At 36.7% G+C, this 19805-nt stretch carries 18 protein-coding genes and 1 other annotated feature; of the genes, 15 read left to right on the plus strand and 3 right to left on the minus strand.

Annotation, left to right across the window (positions count from 1 at the left end; genetic code table 11):
* The first annotated feature begins 25 nt into the window (after positions 1-25).
* Together clpB and gpmA are read left to right on the plus strand one after the other, a co-directional pair.
* Positions 26-2626, plus strand: coding sequence for an ATP-dependent chaperone ClpB (gene clpB / locus HCB49_RS07610; RefSeq protein ID WP_185604585.1), 2601 nt, complete (start codon positions 26-28; stop codon positions 2624-2626).
* Positions 2627-2716: 90 nt separating this feature from the next.
* Positions 2717-3406 carry a 2,3-diphosphoglycerate-dependent phosphoglycerate mutase gene (gpmA, locus tag HCB49_RS07615; RefSeq protein WP_185392508.1) on the plus strand — a complete coding sequence of 230 codons (690 nt, stop codon included), beginning with the start codon at positions 2717-2719 and terminating at the stop codon, positions 3404-3406.
* Between the two features lie 89 nt (positions 3407-3495).
* On the opposite strand, the gene HCB49_RS07620 is transcribed toward gpmA, so the two are convergent.
* Positions 3496-3684: a YjzD family protein gene (locus HCB49_RS07620; RefSeq protein WP_185392509.1), complete on the minus strand. Its 189-nt coding sequence runs from the start codon at positions 3682-3684 to the stop codon at positions 3496-3498.
* 323 nt (positions 3685-4007) lie between these two features.
* On the opposite strand from HCB49_RS07620, the gene HCB49_RS07625 reads away from it, so the two are divergent.
* The 5 genes from HCB49_RS07625 to HCB49_RS07645 all read left to right on the plus strand — a co-directional run bounded on the left by HCB49_RS07625 (position 4008) and on the right by HCB49_RS07645 (position 8612).
* Positions 4008-5135: a GW domain-containing glycosaminoglycan-binding protein gene (locus HCB49_RS07625; RefSeq protein ID WP_185604812.1), complete on the plus strand. Its 1128-nt coding sequence runs from the start codon at positions 4008-4010 to the stop codon at positions 5133-5135.
* Between the two features lie 119 nt (positions 5136-5254).
* Entirely contained in the window at positions 5255-6193 is a 939-nt protein-coding gene (fabH, locus tag HCB49_RS07630) for a 3-oxoacyl-ACP synthase III FabH (RefSeq protein ID WP_008948512.1), read from the plus strand.
* 202 nt (positions 6194-6395) lie between these two features.
* Positions 6396-7637, plus strand: coding sequence for a beta-ketoacyl-ACP synthase II (gene fabF, locus HCB49_RS07635; protein WP_185481214.1), 1242 nt, complete (start codon positions 6396-6398; stop codon positions 7635-7637).
* A 122-nt stretch (positions 7638-7759) separates the two neighbouring features.
* Positions 7760-8212 carry a MarR family winged helix-turn-helix transcriptional regulator gene (locus HCB49_RS07640; protein WP_185481336.1) on the plus strand — a complete coding sequence of 151 codons (453 nt, stop codon included), beginning with the start codon at positions 7760-7762 and terminating at the stop codon, positions 8210-8212.
* The gene (locus HCB49_RS07645; protein ID WP_008948508.1) at positions 8196-8612 is read left to right on the plus strand and encodes an organic hydroperoxide resistance protein; all 417 of its coding nucleotides are present in this window, start codon (positions 8196-8198) and stop codon (positions 8610-8612) included. The genes HCB49_RS07640 and HCB49_RS07645 overlap by 17 nt, the downstream gene beginning before the upstream one ends.
* A gap of 58 nt (positions 8613-8670) precedes the next feature.
* On the opposite strand, the gene trpS is transcribed toward HCB49_RS07645, so the two are convergent.
* Together trpS and HCB49_RS07655 are read right to left on the minus strand one after the other, a co-directional pair.
* Positions 8671-9666 (minus strand): tryptophan--tRNA ligase, encoded by a 996-nt coding sequence (trpS, locus tag HCB49_RS07650; protein WP_008948507.1) that lies wholly within the window; start codon positions 9664-9666, stop codon positions 8671-8673.
* Between the two features lie 64 nt (positions 9667-9730).
* Positions 9731-9958, minus strand: a binding site (T-box leader).
* Between the two features lie 42 nt (positions 9959-10000).
* A complete protein-coding gene (locus tag HCB49_RS07655) occupies positions 10001-10345 on the minus strand; it encodes a DUF3899 domain-containing protein (RefSeq protein ID WP_185481212.1) in 345 nt (114 codons plus the stop codon).
* 624 nt (positions 10346-10969) lie between these two features.
* Here HCB49_RS07655 and HCB49_RS07660 point away from each other — a divergent pair.
* The 8 genes from HCB49_RS07660 to HCB49_RS07695 all read left to right on the plus strand — a co-directional run bounded on the left by HCB49_RS07660 (position 10970) and on the right by HCB49_RS07695 (position 19791).
* On the plus strand, positions 10970-12646 hold the full coding sequence (locus HCB49_RS07660) for a peptide ABC transporter substrate-binding protein (protein ID WP_185392515.1): 1677 nt from the start codon (positions 10970-10972) through the stop codon (positions 12644-12646).
* Between the two features lie 286 nt (positions 12647-12932).
* The gene (gene opp3b, locus HCB49_RS07665; protein WP_185392516.1) at positions 12933-13862 is read left to right on the plus strand and encodes an oligopeptide ABC transporter permease; all 930 of its coding nucleotides are present in this window, start codon (positions 12933-12935) and stop codon (positions 13860-13862) included.
* The gene (gene opp3C / locus HCB49_RS07670; RefSeq protein ID WP_185392517.1) at positions 13862-14896 is read left to right on the plus strand and encodes an oligopeptide ABC transporter permease; all 1035 of its coding nucleotides are present in this window, start codon (positions 13862-13864) and stop codon (positions 14894-14896) included. The genes opp3b and opp3C overlap by 1 nt, the downstream gene beginning before the upstream one ends.
* A gap of 17 nt (positions 14897-14913) precedes the next feature.
* A complete protein-coding gene (locus tag HCB49_RS07675; RefSeq protein ID WP_003722316.1) occupies positions 14914-15990 on the plus strand; it encodes an ABC transporter ATP-binding protein in 1077 nt (358 codons plus the stop codon).
* On the plus strand, positions 15987-16955 hold the full coding sequence (gene oppF / locus HCB49_RS07680) for an oligopeptide ABC transporter ATP-binding protein OppF (protein WP_185392518.1): 969 nt from the start codon (positions 15987-15989) through the stop codon (positions 16953-16955). Before HCB49_RS07675 ends, oppF begins: the two co-directional genes overlap by 4 nt.
* A gap of 319 nt (positions 16956-17274) precedes the next feature.
* Positions 17275-17670 (plus strand): transcriptional regulator SpxA, encoded by a 396-nt coding sequence (gene spxA, locus HCB49_RS07685; protein WP_003720569.1) that lies wholly within the window; start codon positions 17275-17277, stop codon positions 17668-17670.
* A gap of 231 nt (positions 17671-17901) precedes the next feature.
* Positions 17902-18555, plus strand: coding sequence for an adaptor protein MecA (mecA, locus tag HCB49_RS07690; RefSeq protein WP_185392519.1), 654 nt, complete (start codon positions 17902-17904; stop codon positions 18553-18555).
* Positions 18556-18681: 126 nt separating this feature from the next.
* Positions 18682-19791, plus strand: coding sequence for a competence protein CoiA (locus HCB49_RS07695; protein ID WP_185604586.1), 1110 nt, complete (start codon positions 18682-18684; stop codon positions 19789-19791).
* Positions 19792-19805: the final 14 nt, after the last annotated feature.

Consider the following 19805-nt stretch of genomic DNA (forward strand, 5'->3'; position numbering starts at 1 on the left):
TATCTTTTATAAGGAGGACGAATAAATGGATTTACAAAAATTTACACAACAAGTCCAGCAAACAATTGCGGACGCACAAAATCTAGCTATTGCATCAGAACACCAAGAAATCGACGTTACACACGTTTTTAAAGTGTTATTAACAGAGAGCGACTTTGCAAAACGGGTATATGATGTAGCAGAAGTTGACACAGAAGCACTTCAAAAAGTAGTAGATAATGCTTTGGAAAAAATCCCAGTAGTTTCAGGAAGTGGCGTGAACTATGGCCAAGCAATGAGTCAAGCACTTTTCCAACTAATGCGGGATGCAGAAAAAGAACAACAACAATTAGAAGATGATTTTGTCTCAACAGAGCATCTTATCTTAGCTGTTATGGATCAAAAGTCGAATCCAATTACAGCCGAACTTAAAAATCAACACAAAACTAAAAAACAAATCAAAGATGCCATTTTAAAAATCAGAGGAGGGAAAAGAGTGACTTCTCAAAATGCAGAAGAAAACTATGAAGCTTTAACAAAATATGGACGTGATTTAGTTGCGGAAGTTAGAAGTGGCAAACTCGATCCAGTAATCGGACGCGATGCTGAAATCCGTAACGTTATCCGAATTTTATCTAGAAAAACTAAAAATAATCCCGTATTAATCGGTGAACCAGGTGTTGGTAAAACAGCGATTGTCGAAGGTTTAGCACAACGTATCGTTCGAAAAGACGTGCCAGAAGGGCTGAAAGATAAAACGATTATTTCACTTGATATTGGTTCCCTTATTGCTGGAGCTAAATATCGCGGTGAATTTGAAGAACGTTTGAAAGCAGTACTCCAAGAAGTAAAACAAAGTGACGGTCAAATTTTACTCTTTATTGATGAAATTCATACGATTGTCGGCGCAGGTAAAACAGACGGGGCAATGGATGCAGGAAATATGCTAAAACCAATGCTTGCCAGAGGAGAACTTCACTGTATCGGCGCGACCACATTGGATGAATACCGCCAATATATCGAAAAAGATGCCGCACTTGAAAGACGTTTCCAAAAAGTACTTGTCCCAGAGCCAACAGTGGAAGATACAGTCTCCATTTTACGTGGTTTAAAAGAACGTTTTGAAATCCATCATGGTGTTAATATTCATGATAATGCGTTAGTGGCGGCAGCGAGTCTTTCCAACCGTTATATTACCGACCGCTTTTTACCAGATAAAGCAATTGATTTAGTAGATGAGGCATGCGCAACGATTCGTGTAGAAATTGACTCGATGCCTAGTGAACTTGATGAAGTAACAAGAAAAGTGATGCAATTAGAAATTGAAGAAGCAGCTTTAAAAGAAGAAAAAGATCCAGCAAGTGAACGACGCTTAGAAATGTTGCAACGCGAACTAGCTGATTACAAAGAAGAAGCAAATAAAATGAAATCGAAATGGGAGTCCGAAAAAAGCGAAATCAGTAAAATTCGCGAAGTTCGTGAACAAATCGATCATTTACGCCATGAATTAGAAGAAGCGGAAAACAATTATGATTTAAACAAAGCCGCAGAATTACGTCACGGTAAAATCCCAGCCGTGGAAAAAGAATTGCTCGCTTTAGAAGAAGAAAATCGCGAGAAAACAGCGCAAGAAGATCGGATTTTACAAGAAGAAGTCACAGAAAATGAAATCGCGGAAATTGTCGGACGCTGGACGGGGATTCCAGTGACTAAGCTTGTAGAAGGCGAACGCGAAAAACTGTTAAAACTGGCAGATGTCCTTCACCAAAAAGTAATCGGTCAAGAAAATGCTGTTCAGTTAGTTAGCGATGCTGTATTGCGCGCACGTGCCGGTATTAAAGATCCAAAACGTCCAATCGGTTCCTTTATTTTCTTAGGCCCAACAGGTGTGGGTAAAACAGAACTTGCCAAAGCTTTAGCCTTCAACATGTTTGATTCAGAAGATCATATGATTCGAATTGATATGTCTGAGTATATGGAGAAACATTCTGTATCAAGACTTGTCGGAGCTCCTCCAGGTTATGTTGGCTACGAGGAAGGCGGACAACTAACGGAAGCTGTAAGACGAAATCCTTATTCAATTGTTTTACTTGATGAAATCGAAAAAGCTCATCCAGATGTATTTAACATACTATTACAAGTACTCGATGACGGACGTATTACGGATTCGCAAGGTCGCTTAATTGATTTTAAAAATACAGTAATTATTATGACGTCAAATATTGGCTCTAATTTATTACTTGAAAGAACTGAAGAAGGCGAAATTTCACCAGAATTAGAATCAGACGTCATGCAAATTTTGCAAAGTGAATTTAAACCAGAATTCTTGAACCGAGTAGACGATATTATTCTATTTAAACCACTAACACTAGCTGATATTAAAGGCATTGTGGAAAAATTAGTAGAAGAATTGCAACTTCGCTTAGCTGATCAAGAAATCTCTATCACTATTTCTGATAATGCCAAAGCTTTCATTGCAGAAGAAGCGTATGATCCAGTTTACGGCGCTCGACCACTTAAACGCTATATTGTGCGTCATGTAGAAACACCACTAGCAAGAGAAATTGTATCTGGTAAAATCATGCCACATTCATCCGTGGAAATTGATTTGCACGATAAAGAATTTACTTTTAAAGTCACAGAATAACATGAAAAAGGTTTGACACCCCACGTGAAAGGGAAAACTTTGGTTGGATTAGTCGTTTAGAAAATAGACGAAAATGGAAGGATGAGGAAGATGAAATTAGTATTAATTCGTCACGGTCAAAGTGAATGGAACAAATTGAATTTATTTACAGGTTGGCATGATGTAGACTTGTCAGAGGAAGGCGTTGTAGAAGCGCAAACTGCTGGGAAAAGAATCAAAGAAGCCGGCTTAGAATTTGATGTAGCCTTCACTTCCGTTTTAACAAGAGCTATTAAAACACTTAATTATGTATTAGAAGAATCTGATCAAATGTGGGTCCCAGTTAATAAATCTTGGCGTTTAAACGAAAGGCATTACGGCGCACTTCAAGGTCTTAATAAACAAGAGACCGCTGAAAAATATGGTGCCGACCAAGTACAAAAATGGCGCAGAAGCTATGATACTCTTCCACCATTATTAGAAGAAAACGACGAAAGACAAGCAAAGAATGACCGTCGTTATCAACTACTTGATACACACGCAATTCCCTCAGGTGAAAACTTGAAAGTAACGCTAGAACGTGTTATTCCTTACTGGATGGATACAATTGCTCCAGAAATTAAAGCTGGTCGCCGAGTAGTTATCGCAGCTCATGGTAACAGTTTACGAGCATTAGTGAAATTCTTAGAAGGAATCAGTGATGATGAAATAATGGAATTAGAAATCCCAACAGGCGTACCGCTTGTATACGAGCTAAATGATGATTTAAAACCAGTCAACAAATATTATTTGGACAAATAAAAAAAGAACCTCTTTCCAGTTATTGGAAAGAGGTTCTTTTTTTGAGCTACACTCGAAAAGTGAGTTCTCGCTATCAGAAAGTTGGATGTTTACTTAAAGTCATAAACTTCGCTATCTTTAGGCATCAAGAAAGTGATTAAAATAATGAAGAAGGATAACCCTACTGTTAAAATAATAGCCCGTGTCATATCAAATGATACATATAACATGGAAGAAAGAACGAATTCAGCCATTAAAGAAAGTAAGAATACCCAAATTACAGTCACCACGTAACGCATCCTTACACCCCATTTCATCTATTTCATTATACATTTTAGCACATAAAATGGGATTATCCAATCATATATCATTTGAAAATACGATTATCGAAAAAAAGGAAGGAAAAACCGCAAGTACGGAGAATAGTAGTGTAAAGGGGCAAATAAGCAATGACATAATATTGTCAAATGTAAATAGGTGTATTTCACCCCTTTAAAATAGCCATTCTGCTTACTTTATGATAATTCTTTCATTGAAAAATTAGTAGGCTCTCAGAATGAAAATGCTAGAATGGAGAAGGTTAACAGAGACAGAGCCATTTAAATTGGGGGAACTAACTAATTTGGATAGGAAGTGCCAACTGATAATGAAAAAGAAATTCACGCAGATTTTACTAGCAAGTGTCATCGTAAGTTCTACATTGTTACCTTTTGTGGATGCAGGGGCAGCAGAAGCGAGCCAAACTGCAGTGAGTCAAGCAGGAATGACTTTATCACAACAGCAATTTATACAATCAATCGCAAACGATGCACAAGACTTACAAAAAGACGAAAAAATATTAACGAGCGTTACATTAGCGCAAGCCATTTTAGAATCCAACTGGGGCAAAAGCGGCTTATCCACTTCAGCTAACAACTTGTTTGGAATTAAAGGTAGCTATGAAGGAAGTTCCGTTTCCATGGGAACACAAGAATTTAGCAACGGCAAGGCATACCACACACAAGCCGACTTTAGAAAATATCCAGACAAAAAGGCATCATTAGTCGATCATGCGCAACTTTTTGTTAATGGAGTATCTGGTAATTCAGAATTATATTCCGCAGTAATTGGAGAAACCGATTATAAAACAGCAGCCCACGCCATTCAAGATGCAGGTTATGCAACTGACCCAGGTTACGCTGATAAACTCATTTCAACTATTGAAACTTATCATTTGGATCGTTATGACCAAATTTACGATACAGTTACTTCAACTGAGAACCAATTAGCCTATGCAGAAATTACGAATCCAAGTGATGAAATTATTTGGACGAAACCATACAATACAGAAGGTGCAGAAAAAGCAGGCATCACCAGAGATTACCAAAATAAAACACTTCGAATTTCTCAAAAAGCTATAACAGCAAAAGGAACATGGTATCAACTGCAAGATCAAGGTAAGATAATTGGGTGGATTAACAGTCAATCGGTAACAGTTTTCTACACACCACAAAATGAAACGAGTGTAACGCTAGATAAATACATCACCGATTCTGACCAAAAAATCTATGCTTACCCAGTAGAAGATAATTCAAAAGTAGTAACAAATTTAAATGATTATCTAGGAAAAGAATTAGACATAGATCGCCGAGCAGATGTGAAAAATGAATATTGGTACCGTATTAAATCGGATGATGGGAAAGTTATCGGCTGGTCTAAAGCAGGCGGTTTCGCTGAAAACAACCCTAACAAAACACTAGAAGTAAAATAAAAAATAGCAATCCAATTGCGTAATTGATATTTCTCTGTTAAAATTAGTACCAGGTCATAAAATATCCAGGAGAAAAAGCATATTTTCATCCTGATGTAGTTTGATATGGAGGAGAACGCATGAACGCAGGAATTTTAGGAGTAGGTAAATACGTACCTGAAAGAATAGTAACAAACTTTGATTTAGAAAAGATAATGGAAACATCTGACGAGTGGATTCGTACTCGAACTGGTATTGAAGAAAGAAGAATTGCTCGCGATGATGAATATACGCACGACTTAGCTTATGAAGCAGCAAAAGTAGCAATTGAAAATGCTGGTCTTACTCCAGATGATATTGATTTATTTATCGTTGCAACTGTTACGCAAGAAGCAACATTCCCATCCGTTGCGAATATTATCCAAGACCGTCTAGGAGCAAAAAATGCTGCGGGTATGGACGTGGAAGCTGCTTGTGCCGGCTTTACTTTTGGCGTAGTAACAGCAGCGCAATTCATTAAAACAGGCGCATATAAAAATATCGTCGTTGTTGGTGCGGATAAATTATCTAAAATCACTAACTGGGATGATCGCGCAACTGCTGTATTATTCGGTGATGGAGCGGGTGCCGTTGTTATGGGACCAGTTTCTGATGATCATGGTTTACTTTCATTTGACTTAGGTTCAGATGGTTCTGGTGGAAAATACTTGAACTTAGATGAAAATAAAAAGATTTATATGAATGGACGCGAAGTATTCCGTTTTGCAGTTCGCCAAATGGGTGAAGCTTCTTTACGTGTACTAGAACGTGCCGGTCTTGAAAAAGAAGAATTAGATTTATTAATTCCTCACCAAGCAAACATTCGTATCATGGAAGCTTCTCGTGAACGCTTGAATTTACCTGAAGAAAAACTAATGAAAACTGTTCATAAATACGGAAATACTTCCTCATCTTCTATAGCGCTTGCACTTGTTGATGCTGTGGAAGAAGGACGAATTAAGGATAACGATAATGTCTTGCTTGTCGGTTTTGGCGGCGGACTAACTTGGGGCGCCCTAATTATTCGTTGGGGTAAGTAAGCAACAAATTAAAAATGGAAAGTTGCCCTAACGATTATTTTTGTTAGGACAACTTTCCTTTATTTATGTTATAATGAAACAGGCTTTTGGTTTATTTGTTTGTGCACTATTTTTAATTTTAAATAAAGCCTTAACTTTATACTAGCTGCTGTCATTAGACAGAAGTTGTTTTTTATGAATTGCAAAATAAGGAGATGAGTAAATGGATAAGAGAAGAGTAGTTGTTACTGGTATTGGCGCTGTTACACCAATTGGAAACGATGCGGAAACCTCTTGGGAAAACGCAAAAAAAGGTGTTAATGGTGTTGCAGAAATGACAAGACTTAATCCGGATGATTTTCCGGTTAAAATTGCAGCAGAATTAAAAGATTTTGATGTAGAAAAATATTTAGAGAAAAAAGAAGCTCGTAAAATGGACCGTTTCACACATTACGCAATTGCAAGTGCTGAAATGGCTGTACAAGATTCTGGTTTAGTTATTGATGATTCCAATGCAACTCGCGTAGGCGTTTGGATTGGTTCAGGAATCGGCGGAATGGAAACTTTCGAAACACAATATGAAATTTTCTTAAATCGCGGACATCGTCGAGTTAGTCCGTTTTTCGTTCCAATGATGATTCCGGATATGGGTTCCGGTCAAGTTTCTATTCGTTTCGGAGCAAAAGGTATTAACTCAACAACTGTTACAGCGTGTGCAACAGCAACAAACTCTATCGGTGATGCATTTAAAGTTATCGAACGTGGAGATGCTGATGCGATGATTACTGGTGGAGCAGAAGCCCCGATTACAAAAATGTCGCTTGCTGGTTTCACTGCGAACAAAGCTTTATCATTAAATCCAGATCCAGAAACTGCATGTCGTCCATTTGATAAAGACCGTGATGGCTTTATCATTGGTGAAGGTGCTGGGATTGTTATTTTAGAAGAATACGAACACGCAAAAGCTCGTGGTGCGAAAATTTATGCAGAAATCGTTGGCTACGGTGCAACAGGTGATGCATACCATATTACTGCCCCAGCTCCAAATGGTGAAGGTGCAGCTCGTGCAATGAAAATGGCCATTGATGATGCAGGTCTTACTCCTGACAAAGTGGATTACATTAATGCGCACGGAACAAGTACGCCTTATAATGACGAGTATGAAACACAAGCGATTAAAACAGTCTTTGGGGATCATGCGAAAAAATTAGCAATTAGTTCAACTAAATCAATGACTGGACACACTTTAGGTGCATCTGGTGGTATTGAAGCTATTTTTGCATTGTTGAGTATCCGCGATAACATTATTGCGCCAACAATTCATTTAGAAAACCAAGATGAAGTTTGTGACTTGGATTATGTTCCAAATGTAGCTCGTGAAACAGAAGTAAATGTAGCACTTTCTAACTCTTTCGGCTTCGGTGGCCATAACGCTACTTTAGTATTCAAAAGAATAGAAGAATAAGCTTATAATCAAAAGCCTTACCTCCAATAAAGAGGTAAGGCTTTTTTTGAGCAGAAAACTAGCTTTATTTATTTGTATTGTATAAAATTAAATTGTACACAACTTAAAAGGAGGAGAACATGTTGGACACGAACACGCGCATATTAGAAGAACAGCTGTGTTTTTCTGTTTACAATGCATCCAAACAATTTACGAAACTGTATCGGGAAGCTTTAGAGCCGTTTCAATTAACTTATCCACAATACATTGCACTGCTTGTTCTATGGGAAGGTGAGGAACAAACAGTATCAGATCTTGGGAAACGCTTGGCTTTAGATAGTGGAACGTTAACACCTATGTTAAAACGAATGGAGCATTTAGGATATGTTACACGGAATCGTCATCCGGAAGACGAGCGACGTGTGTATATTCGCCTAACAGAAAAAGCAATAAAAATACAACCAGATGTATTAAAAAGCGTGGACAACTGCCTTCAATTACTCGATTTTGCAGAATTAGACTACAGACAATTACTTACAAAAATACAAGCACTAACTAACCAATTAGGAGGAATAGAAAATGAAAAAACTGTATGAAACAACGGTCATTAATACTGGTGGAAGAAGTGGTGAAGTACATTCGCCAGATAACGTATTTTACTTTGATATTTCTGCGCCAACAGAACTTGGTGGAGATGGTGGCGGTGGAACGAACCCAGAACAACTATTTGCTGCTGGATACGGAGCTTGTTTCAACAGTGCTCTAGAATTAGTTCTTGGCAAAGCTGGAATTGAAGCAAAAAGCACAGTAACAGCGACTGTTAGCTTATATAGCGACCCAGAAGATAATGGCTTTAAAATCGGTGTCTTATTAGAAGGAACTATCGAAGGGCAAGATGAAGAAAAAACAGAAGCACTACTTAAAAAAGCGCATGAAGTATGCCCATATTCTAAAGCAACTCGTGGCAACATTGATGTAGAAATTAAAGTAGGTTAATCTTTAAATCGAAAAAGCCGAGTACTTGAGCTAATCCAAGTACTCGGCTTTTTTATCGTTATTTTCTGCGTTTACGGCCAAGGCCAACGCCATTTTCCATTTTCTTCAATGTTTTATTAGCTACACGAGCAGCTTTTTCAGCTCCTGCGTCTAAAATAGTGTCTAATTCTGCGGATTCAAGATAAGCGTAATATCTTTCTTGAATCGGTTCAAGTTCAGCAACAACTAACTCGGCTAAGTCGGTTTTAAAATCGCCATAACCTTTGCCTACATATTTTTCTTCTATACTAGCAATCGTTTCACCAGTAATAACGGAATAAATAGTTAGCAAGTTAGATACACCTGGTTTTTCTTCTTTATTGTATTCGATGATACCACTAGAATCCGTTACAGCACTTTTGATTTTTTTTCTAATAGTTGCTGGGGGATCAAGTAAGAAAATCGCATTTTTTAAATTAGCATCCGATTTACTCATTTTTTTCGTTGGATCTTGTAAAGACATCACTCGAGCGCCTTGTTTAGGAATAAATACTTCTGGCATCGTAAAGATATCCGCATGTTTTTTATTAAATCGCTCTGCTAAGTCACGAGTTAATTCAATATGTTGCTTTTGATCCTCACCAACAGGCACTAAATCTGTTTGATAAAGTAAGATATCAGCAGCCATTAAAGGAGGGTAGGTTAAAAGTCCAGCACTAACGCCAGCTTTTCCATCTGATTTATCTTTAAATTGTGTCATACGCTCTAATTCGCCAATATAAACGTTACACTGTAAAATCCATGCGGCTTGTGCGTGTGCTGCGACTTCTGATTGAATAAAAAGAGTCGCTTTTTCTGGATCAAGTCCAACCGCTAAATAAAGGGCTGCTAGGCTTCTTGTTTGCTCGCGAAGTTTTAATCTATCTTGTGGTACCGTAATCGCGTGCTCGTCTACGATACAATAAAAACATTCGTACTCATCTTGAAACTGTCCAAATTGTTTCAACGCCCCAATATAGTTTCCTAAAGTTAGTTGTCCACTAGGTTGTATTCCGGAAAAGATTACTTTTTTCATGTTTATTCCTCCAATTTTTTCACTGATTGCGAAAATAAAAAACCGTCCATCCCAACATATAAATGTTAGGGACGAACGGTTATCCGCGGTGCCACCCTAAGTACCAAAAAGGCTCTTAGCAATAGAAAATTTCTATTAAAGAAGTAACGGTCTTTAGCCGCTGTTCGCTACTAATCTTTCACAAACAGTCCTTAGAAGTCCATTCGATTTTGCGCTTTATCTGTTTTCACCAACCACAGACTCTCTATTATAAAGCAACAAAATGTACTAATCTTCCTATTAACGCATCAGTTATATTACATTTATTCTAGCAGTTTTCAAATCAGCTTGTCAATTACAAAAATATGCACAGGATACTAGATAGCATAACAAGAAGCGAACTAATCAAAATTCCAGCGTATTGAAGGCCAACTAGCTCCGATAATAGCATATCCGAGAACTCGCTCTCTTCTTCTCGTTTAATTTTACGAGAGAGGTTTCGAAAGCCGTTATGAACACGGTCTAAAAAGCCACTTCTCATAATATAAACGAATAACCCTATTAATAATGTAATAAGCGCTACAAGGAAAGAAACATCCACATAATTGCTTAAACTAACATGCTGATTTTTGCCGAAAAGCAGAATACCAAAAATAATGGCTTCTTGAATAAGTGTATAAATAGTAATTCGTAAAAACATTTCTTCACCTCTAATTAAAATTCATAATTCACTCTATCACAATTTCCATAGAAAGACTATATGATAGAAGGAAGCTATCATGCAATGTTAGAAATTTGTCCATTTTTGTCCAAAAAAACGCCTTAGTGTCTTTACAGATTGTTAATAAAAAAATGCCTTTATATCAACGTTTTTCGAATTTATTACAAAATTTAATTAAATTTTTGGTATTTTTATCTAGACAACAGCTCAAAAAAAGTATATAAATATAATAATCCTTTAAAAATTTAAAGGGGTTCGATATTTTCACTTATACAAAAAAGATGACTTCTTCCAGTTAAAACTTAATTGGCAAAGTTCAGCGTAAATTTATCAATTTAAATGGTTATGTTTTCTGAAAACTTAATCAAAAGGTTTAGCAAAGTATACATAATTAATTCGATTTATTGCAAAATAGAGGATTGTGTAACACTCTCTGTTCAGAGTTTTCACGCAATTTCAATTTTGCCTTAATATTTTAATAACTTGTATCTTTCATCCTTGTTTTCATTTATCTTGTAAAAATAATTTACAAAGCCAGAAATCTTAGAGTATAATAGGTATCGAAACAATTTTTCAGAAAAATAAAAAAGGGAGGTCTACTTAGTGAAAAAATCTAAATTATTTCTTACACTTGGATTAACACTATTACTAAGCTTAGTCTTGGTAGCATGCGGAGGCGGATCAGATTCCAAATCCGACAAAAAAGGCTCAGATTCAGGAAAAGCTTCAGGAGAGCAAGTTCTTAACTTGACAGAAAGCGCACTAATTCCTTCTGCAGACAGCACAAAAGCGGATGACCAAGTTGGTTTAAACGTTGTAAACCAAACAAACGAAGGTCTATATGCGCTTGACAAAGATGGTATTCCTGCCATTGCCGGTGCTGCTGAAGAGCCAAAAATTAGCGATGACAAAACAGTTTATACTATCAAACTTCGTGAAGATGCAAAATGGTCTAACGGAGATCCTGTAACTGCAAATGACTATGTTTACTCATGGCGTCGTGCAGTTGACCCTAACACTGCTGCAACTTATTCTTACCTATTTGATGCAATCAAAAATGGTACTGATATCGTAGCTGGCAAGAAAAAACCTGAAGAATTAGGAATTAAAGCAGTAGATGACTATACTTTAGAAATTACTTTAGCTAAACCAACTGCTTACATTAACTCATTATTTGCATTCCCAACTTTCTTCCCACTTAACGAAAAATTCGTTACGGAAAAAGGCGAAAAATATGCACAAAATAGTGATAACATGTTATTCAACGGACCTTTCGAGTTGAAAGACTGGACTGGAACAAACAAAAAATGGACTTATGTAAAAAATGATAGCTACTGGGATAAAGATAAAGTTAAGTTGAAACAAATCAACGTACAAGTTGTTCAAGACTCCGGTACTGGACTTAACTTATACAACACTGACAAAGTTGACCGTACAGTATTAAGTGCTGATTACGCGGCTCAAAACAAAAACAATAAAGACTACGTTACAGTGAACGATTCTTCAACATTCTACATTAAATTTAACCAAAAACGTGCTGGCAAAGACACAGTATTTGCTAACAAAAACATCCGTAAAGCTATAGCTCTTGCGATTGACAAACAATCGTACACTGATACAGTTCTTAAAAACGGATCTAAACCTGCAAACAATCTTGTACCAGAAGGTTTCACTTTTGACCCAGGTAACAAAGAAGATTATACAAAAGAGTCTGGTAAACATTTAGAATATGATGTAAAAGAAGCACAAAAAGCATGGAAAGCTGGTTTGAAAGAACTTGGAGTTTCCGAAATTACAGTTGAATTCACTAGTGATGACACTGAAAATGCGAGAAAATCTTCTGAATTCATTCAAGACCAACTACAAAAGAACTTAGACGGTCTTACAGTTAAACTTAAAAACGTACCATTTAAAGTTCGTTTACAAAATGACCAAAACCAAGATTACGACTTCTCAATGAGCGGCTGGGGTCCTGACTATCAAGATCCATCCACTTTCTTGAACCTATTCGTAACTGATGGTGCACAAAACAGAATGAGTTATTCTAACAAAGACTATGACAAGATTTTAAATGATGCTTCTGTAACTTATGCAGCTGACGATCAAAAACGTTGGGATGAAATGGTTAAAGCAGAAAAAATCCTTCTTACGGATGATGTAGCTATTCAACCACTTTATCAACGTTCTACTGCATACCTACAAAAAGACTACATTAAAAACTTGCAAAAAAATCCATTTGGTCCAGATTACACTTACAAAGAAACATACTTGACTAAATAAAATATTAGTCTTTAAGAAATGCTTGACGGAAAGAGAGAGTATATTTCGATATGCTCTCTCCTTTTGCTGATGATTTTCATGTTTTCATGTGTTATAATTTAAAATTAAAGTATCCTTTTCTAGTTATCTAGAAACCTAACATTCGAAAAATGAAGTTTTTTTCCTAACTAATTTGCACTAATGCAATAAAAGTTTAGAAATGAAGAAAAAGGCTCACTAAACTTGCGGATTTGGTTAGGAATAACTTTTTTAATATATTTATTAAAACTGGGAGGTGTAGAGATAGATGGTTAAATATACGTTAAAAAGAGTATTATATATGCTTATAACGTTATTCATCATTGCTTCGGTTACGTTTGTTCTTATGAAATTCTTACCTGGTACGCCTTACCGTAATCAGGAGAAACTATCTGACGAACAAATTCACATGATGAATGAAAAATACGGACTAAATGATTCAATTCCAGTCCAATACTTTAATTATATGACAGGTTTGGTAAAAGGGGACTTAGGTGTTTCTTTCCAACTTGATAATAGACCAGTGTCTGAGATTTTAGGTGCACTGATTGGTCCATCTGTCCAATTAGCACTCGAGGCAATGGTATTTGGTGTTATATTTGGTATTTTACTTGGGGTAGTAGCGGCCATGTACCAGAATAAGTGGCCGGATTATACGAGTACATTTATAGCAATATTAGGTAAATCAGTTCCATCTTTCGTATTTGCGACTGTTTTACAATACTGGCTTGGAGCAAAACTTCAAATTTTACCAGTAGCGGGTTGGGGCACGTTTGCAGATACTATTCTGCCAGCATTCGCACTTGCGATGTTCCCACTAGCGACAGCAGCTCGTTTCATGAGAACAGAATTAATCGATGTATTTGCATCTGATTACGTTCTACTTGCAAAAGCGAAAGGGAATAGTAGAACGGAAGTAGCAGTTAAACATGCGATTCGTAATGCACTTATTCCTTTAATTACAGTTTTAGGACCATTATCGGTTGCACTGATGACTGGTTCCCTTGTTATTGAAAATATTTACAGTATTCCAGGTATCGGTAGTCAATTCGTTTCTTCTATTCAAATGAACGATTATCCAGTTATCATGGGGACTACATTATTATTTGCTGCTATGCTTGTATTTGTTATCTTGGTAGTAGATATTCTTTACGGATTGATTGATCCACGAATCCGTGTGTCTGGAGGTAGAAAATAATGGCAGAACATAAAATTGCAAAAGAAAGATTCCAGCCAGCACACATTCTAGATGCCGAAGCGGAAAAAATTACTCGTCCAAGTTTGACGTTTATGCAAGATTCTTGGCTTCGTATTCGTAAAAATAAAGCTGCTCTAGTTTCACTTATTGTATTAGCACTTGTTATTATCATGGCAATTGTAGGCCCTTATTTGTCACAAAACTTAGGACCAAAACATGATATTAATAGACAGATTACTGAAAATGCGAGTCTTCCTCCAAAAGTTCAAGGCTTTGAAAATATGCCTTTCTGGAATGGTCATCAATCCATTGGCGGAGAAGACGTTGATATTTATAAACAAAATAATATTAAAGAGGGCACTTACTACTGGTTAGGTAGTGATACGCTTGGACGTGACCAATTTGCTCGTATTTGGGCTGGTACACGTGTATCTCTTATTATTGCTGTTGTTGCAGCACTATGTGATTTAATCATTGGTGTTACTTACGGTTTGATTTCTGGTTATGTTGGAGGTCGTGTTGATAACTTTATGCAACGTGTGCTAGAAGTTATTGGTGCTATTCCAAACTTAGTTGTCGTTATTTTAATGATGCTAATACTTGATCCAGGGATAATTTCTATTATCATAGCGATTGCGATGACGAGTTGGATAACGATGGCCCGGGTAGTCAGGGGACAAGTTTTAAAACTAAAAAATCAAGAATTTGTTATGGCGTCCACAACTTTAGGGGAATCTACTCCTAAAATTCTTATTAAACATTTAATACCAAATATTTCTGGGATTATTATCATTAACATTATGTTTAGTATTCCTAGTGCGATTTTCTTTGAAGCCTTTTTAAGCTTTATTGGACTTGGTCTTCCAGCGCCAGCAGCGTCTCTTGGTGTCTTGGTAAATGATGGATATAAAACATTACAAGTATTACCGTATATGATTCTTTATCCATGTATTGTACTTTGTATCATCATGATTGCATTTAACTTAATTGCAGATGGTTTGCGCGATGCCTTTGATCCTAAAATGCGCGATTAAAAGAGAGGTGAGGAAAAATGGAAAAGCTATTAGAAGTTAAAGATTTAAATATTTCATTCCACACATATGCCGGTGAAGTTAAGGCGATTCGTGGAGTTAATTTTGACTTATATAAAGGGGAAACCTTAGCGATTGTTGGCGAATCTGGTTCTGGTAAATCAGTTACGACCAAATCGATTATGCGTTTACTTCCAGAAGGTAACTCAGAAATTAAAAGTGGCCAAATTTTATTTAACGGAATGGATATCGCTAAAGCTCACGAAAAACAAATGCAAAAAATTCGTGGGAAAGATATAGCTATGATTTTCCAAGATCCAATGACATCACTAAATCCAACGATGACAATTGGTAAACAAATTTCTGAACCACTTATTAAGCACCAAAAAATCAGTAAACATGAAGCACACAAAACAGCGCTTCGTTTACTTCAATTAGTTGGTATTGCCAATGCAGAAGAAAGAATTAAACAATATCCTCACCAATTTTCTGGTGGGATGCGTCAACGGGTTGTTATTGCAATTTCCCTTGCTTGTAACCCGCAAATTCTTATTGCAGATGAGCCGACAACAGCGCTAGATGTAACTATCCAAGCGCAAATTTTAGACTTAATGAAGGATTTACAGAAAAAAATTGACACATCGATTATCTTTATTACCCATGACCTTGGTGTTGTAGCAAACGTTGCAGACCGCGTTGCCGTTATGTACGGTGGTAAAATTGTTGAAATCGGTACGGTTGATGAAATTTTCTATAATCCGCAACATCCTTATACATGGGGATTAATTAGTTCGATGCCTACTTTGGATACAGATGATGAAGAATTATTTGTTATCCCAGGTACACCACCAGATTTACTTCATCCTCCAAAAGGGGACGCATTTGCTGCACGTAATAAATACGCAATGCAAATTGACCTTGAAGAAGAGCCACCACTATTTAAGGTGTCTGATACGCATTATGCGGCTACATGGTTGCTTCATCCTGATGCACCAGAAGTAACGCCTCCTGATGCTGTATTACGTCGCCAAGAGCAGTTTGCGGAACTTCATCCTGGCATGCAAGCTGTCCATGCGAAAGGGGTAGAAGTAGAATGACTGAACAAAGAGAAAAATTATTAGAAATTCATAATCTAAAGCAATACTTTAACAAAGGTACTGCAAGTGAAGTACGCGCTGTTGATGATATTTCTTTTGATATTTATAAAGGTGAAACACTTGGTTTAGTAGGAGAATCTGGTTGTGGTAAATCTACAACTGGACGTACTATTATTCGTTTATACGATGCAACTGGTGGAGAAGTTATCTATAATGGCAAAAATGTGCATGCACGTAAAAGCCGTAAAGAAATGCTTGAATTCCGCCGCAAAATGCAAATGATTTTCCAAGATCCATATGCGTCTTTAAATCCGCGTATGAAAGTTAAAGATATCATTGCAGAAGGTATTCGTATCCACGGCCTTGCTAAAACGCCTGAAGAAACGAATCAACAAGTTTATGAGCTACTTGAAACAGTTGGTCTAAGTAAAGAACATGCTGGTCGTTACCCGCATGAATTCTCCGGTGGTCAACGTCAACGTATCGGTATTGCTCGTGCGCTTGCTGTTCAACCAGAATTTATTATTGCCGATGAGCCTATTTCCGCACTGGATGTATCTATCCAAGCGCAAGTAGTTAACTTATTACGTCAATTACAAAAAGAAAAAAATCTAACATACCTTTTCATTGCCCACGATTTATCAATGGTTAAATACATTAGTGATCGTATCGGCGTAATGTACTTCGGTAAGTTAGTCGAGTTAGCGCCTGCTAATGATTTATATCATGCACCGCTACACCCGTATACGGAATCTCTTTTATCCGCGATTCCTTTGCCAGATCCAAATTATGAGCGTACTCGTGTGCGTAAAGCATATGATCCAACTTCTCATAACTATAAAGATGGCGATGAAATTAAAATGCGCGAAATCGCTCCTGGACATTTCGTATATTGTTCAGAAGAAGAAGAAGTTATGTATAAAGAAAAGCATGCGAAGCTAACTGCTGAAGCCGCTACAAAATAACATTAAAACATCAATCAGAGTAAAATTTGATTGATGTTTTTTTCACAAAATTAAAATTCTCATGAAATTCTCATAAAAAAGCGTTTTTTTTCATGTGATTTTAGTTTAAACAAGTTATAGTAGGGGTATCATATACATAACGGCTTGCTAACAATGGTTTTACATATTTGGAAAGAAAATTTTAAAAAATAGTATATAGAATTTCACAAAATTAGTGTATAATGAAGTGTAAGTTCTTTAATGAATTTTCCAAATAGAGATATTGCTAGAATTTCGTTATATGAATGAAACAATACCCGATAAGGAGTGTGAATGTCTAATGGTAACGTTATACACTTCACCTAGTTGCACATCTTGCCGAAAAGCTCGTGCATGGTTGGAAGAACATGATATCCCTTATAAGGAAAGAAACATTTTTTCTGAGCCACTTAGTTTGGATGAAATTAAAGAAATTCTTCGTATGACTGAGGATGGTACAGATGAAATTATTTCCACTCGTTCAAAAACGTTCCAAAAATTGAACGTGGATTTAGATAGCCTTCCTTTGCAACAACTATTTGAATTAATCCAGAAAAATCCTGGCTTATTAAGACGTCCTATCATTATTGATGAAAAACGTTTGCAAGTTGGGTACAATGAAGATGAAATTCGCCGTTTCTTACCGCGCCGTGTACGTACGTATCAACTACGTGAAGCGCAAAAAATGGTTAACTAAGATTGATAAAAGTGGTTGCCGAGAATTCCATTCAGTTGGATTCTTGGCGCTTTTTTTGTAATTGGAGTAAATGTTCTTGAATTTTTTTCGTTTTTCAGCTAAGATAATAATCCACCACTGAAATCGAAGGAAAAATGGTGGTACTATTTGCTAATATGAGCTACAATGAATTTAACCAATTAAGTTTCACCCTTCATTGTCAATGACTAAGAAGGAAGGGAGAGTGTGACGATGGAAATTGAACGAATTAATGAGGATACAATCAAGTTTTATATCTCTTATCTGGATTTGGAAGAGCGAGGTTTTAACCAAGAAGATGTTTGGTATGATCGCGAGAAAAGTGAAGAACTTTTCTGGGATATGATGGATGAGCTGAAATATGAAGAAGAGTTCTCTCCGGAAGGTCCGCTCTGGATACAAGTCCAAGCCTTAAAACATGGCTTAGAAGTATTCGTAACAAAAGCTACAATTGGTGGAAAAGGCGAAGATGGCTTTGATGTCACGCTTAGCTCCCCAGATGAGCTTGCAGAAGAAAAAATCGAAAAACTACTTGAAGAAAATTTCAATCCGGTGAGAAAAGAATCACTTGGAGAAGATGATACGCTAGAGTTTATTTTAGAGTTCCGTGATTTTGAAGATGCTATTTCACTTTCACGAGCAACAGGACTGGAAAATTTAGTAACTAAGCTATTTTCGTATCAAGGAAAGTATTATTTGAATGTAGAATTTCCTGAGAATAAATATGATGAATCTAACATTGACAATGCCGTTAGTATTTTACTTGAGTACGGTTTAGAGTCGAATTTAACTGGTTATATGCTTGCGGAATACGGAAAAGTAATCTTTGACGTTCCTGCATTAAAGCAAATAAGAAAACATTTCTAAAACTGCATTTTGAAGACCCGTTTGTGCTGGAAAATAAGCTAAACGGGTCTTTTTTGCGATTTTAAAAATAAGAAAGGAATTGGACAGTCATGCGGCGAATAATAATATTAAAGAGCTAATAGGAGAGTGATTATTATTTTTACCGCCAGAAATAGCACAGGAGAAACTTTTACTATTACTAAGATGAACGTCGACCGAATTAAGCAAGAAGAACGACTGTTTTGTAAGTCATGTGCTAGTCCTGTCATGATTAAAGCTGGGCAAATTAAGATTCCTCATTTTGCTCATGAGAAGACTATGAAGTGCGCCTTTGCTTCAGAGGGAGAGAGTGAAGAACATTTAGCAGCTAAGCGACAAATTATGGCGTGGCTTTGTTATCAAGGAATACCAGTAGAAGTAGAAAGCTATTTTCCTGAAATTAATCGGCAAGCAGATATTTTAGTGGATAGCAAGACGGTTATTGAATTTCAACGATCTTCGGTTCCAATCAGCGAGATGGTTCAGCGTACGATGGATTACTTGTCAATTGGTTTAGAAGTGCACTGGGTACTTGGTCAGGTGCTAAAAAAAGAGAAAGGACGCATTTGTCTTTCTGCGTTTCAACAAGCCTTTATTAAGTTTGATTCTAAGTTGGGTTATCATTTTTGGCATTACTCGGCAGAAAGTGAGATTTGTACGCTGTATTATCATCTAACATTTGAGAAAGGAAATCGCTTTTTTGCAAGTGAGATGCCTTTTTCGATGAAGGTACCATTTAAGGAATGGGAGCGGAAGATAGCACGAATTATAAGTCGACAAGCCTATGTTAAGCGGGATAGAGCATTAGAAAGACAAAAAATTTGTTTTTACTATGCTAAATTTAAAAAACATGGTCAATTTATGCAAAAGTTATATAATGCCGGATATTATTTACACTATTTACCGAAAGAAATCGGGGTGGATTTAGAAGAGCAATTTTTAGTTGTGACACCGGCTGTAGAATGGCAATTTGATTTATGGGAAAAGTTTTTTAAAGGATTAGAGAAGGGAGATACTTTTAGTGAGCATTGTTTTTTAGAAAGTTTTCAATCAGTTGTAAACCCCATTCTAACGATTTGGCTATCGCCTAAAGAACATTGGAAATTAGGTAAAGCATATGTTTCTTACTTGATTAGTAAGGGAGTTCTATCGGCAATGCCAGAAAATCGATATCGCGTGCGGCGAATTATGACATTTGCTAATACTCAAGTGGGGTAAATAGAATCATCTGT

This window comes from Listeria cossartiae subsp. cayugensis, from assembly GCF_014229095.1.
Lineage (GTDB): Bacteria > Bacillota > Bacilli > Lactobacillales > Listeriaceae > Listeria > Listeria cayugensis.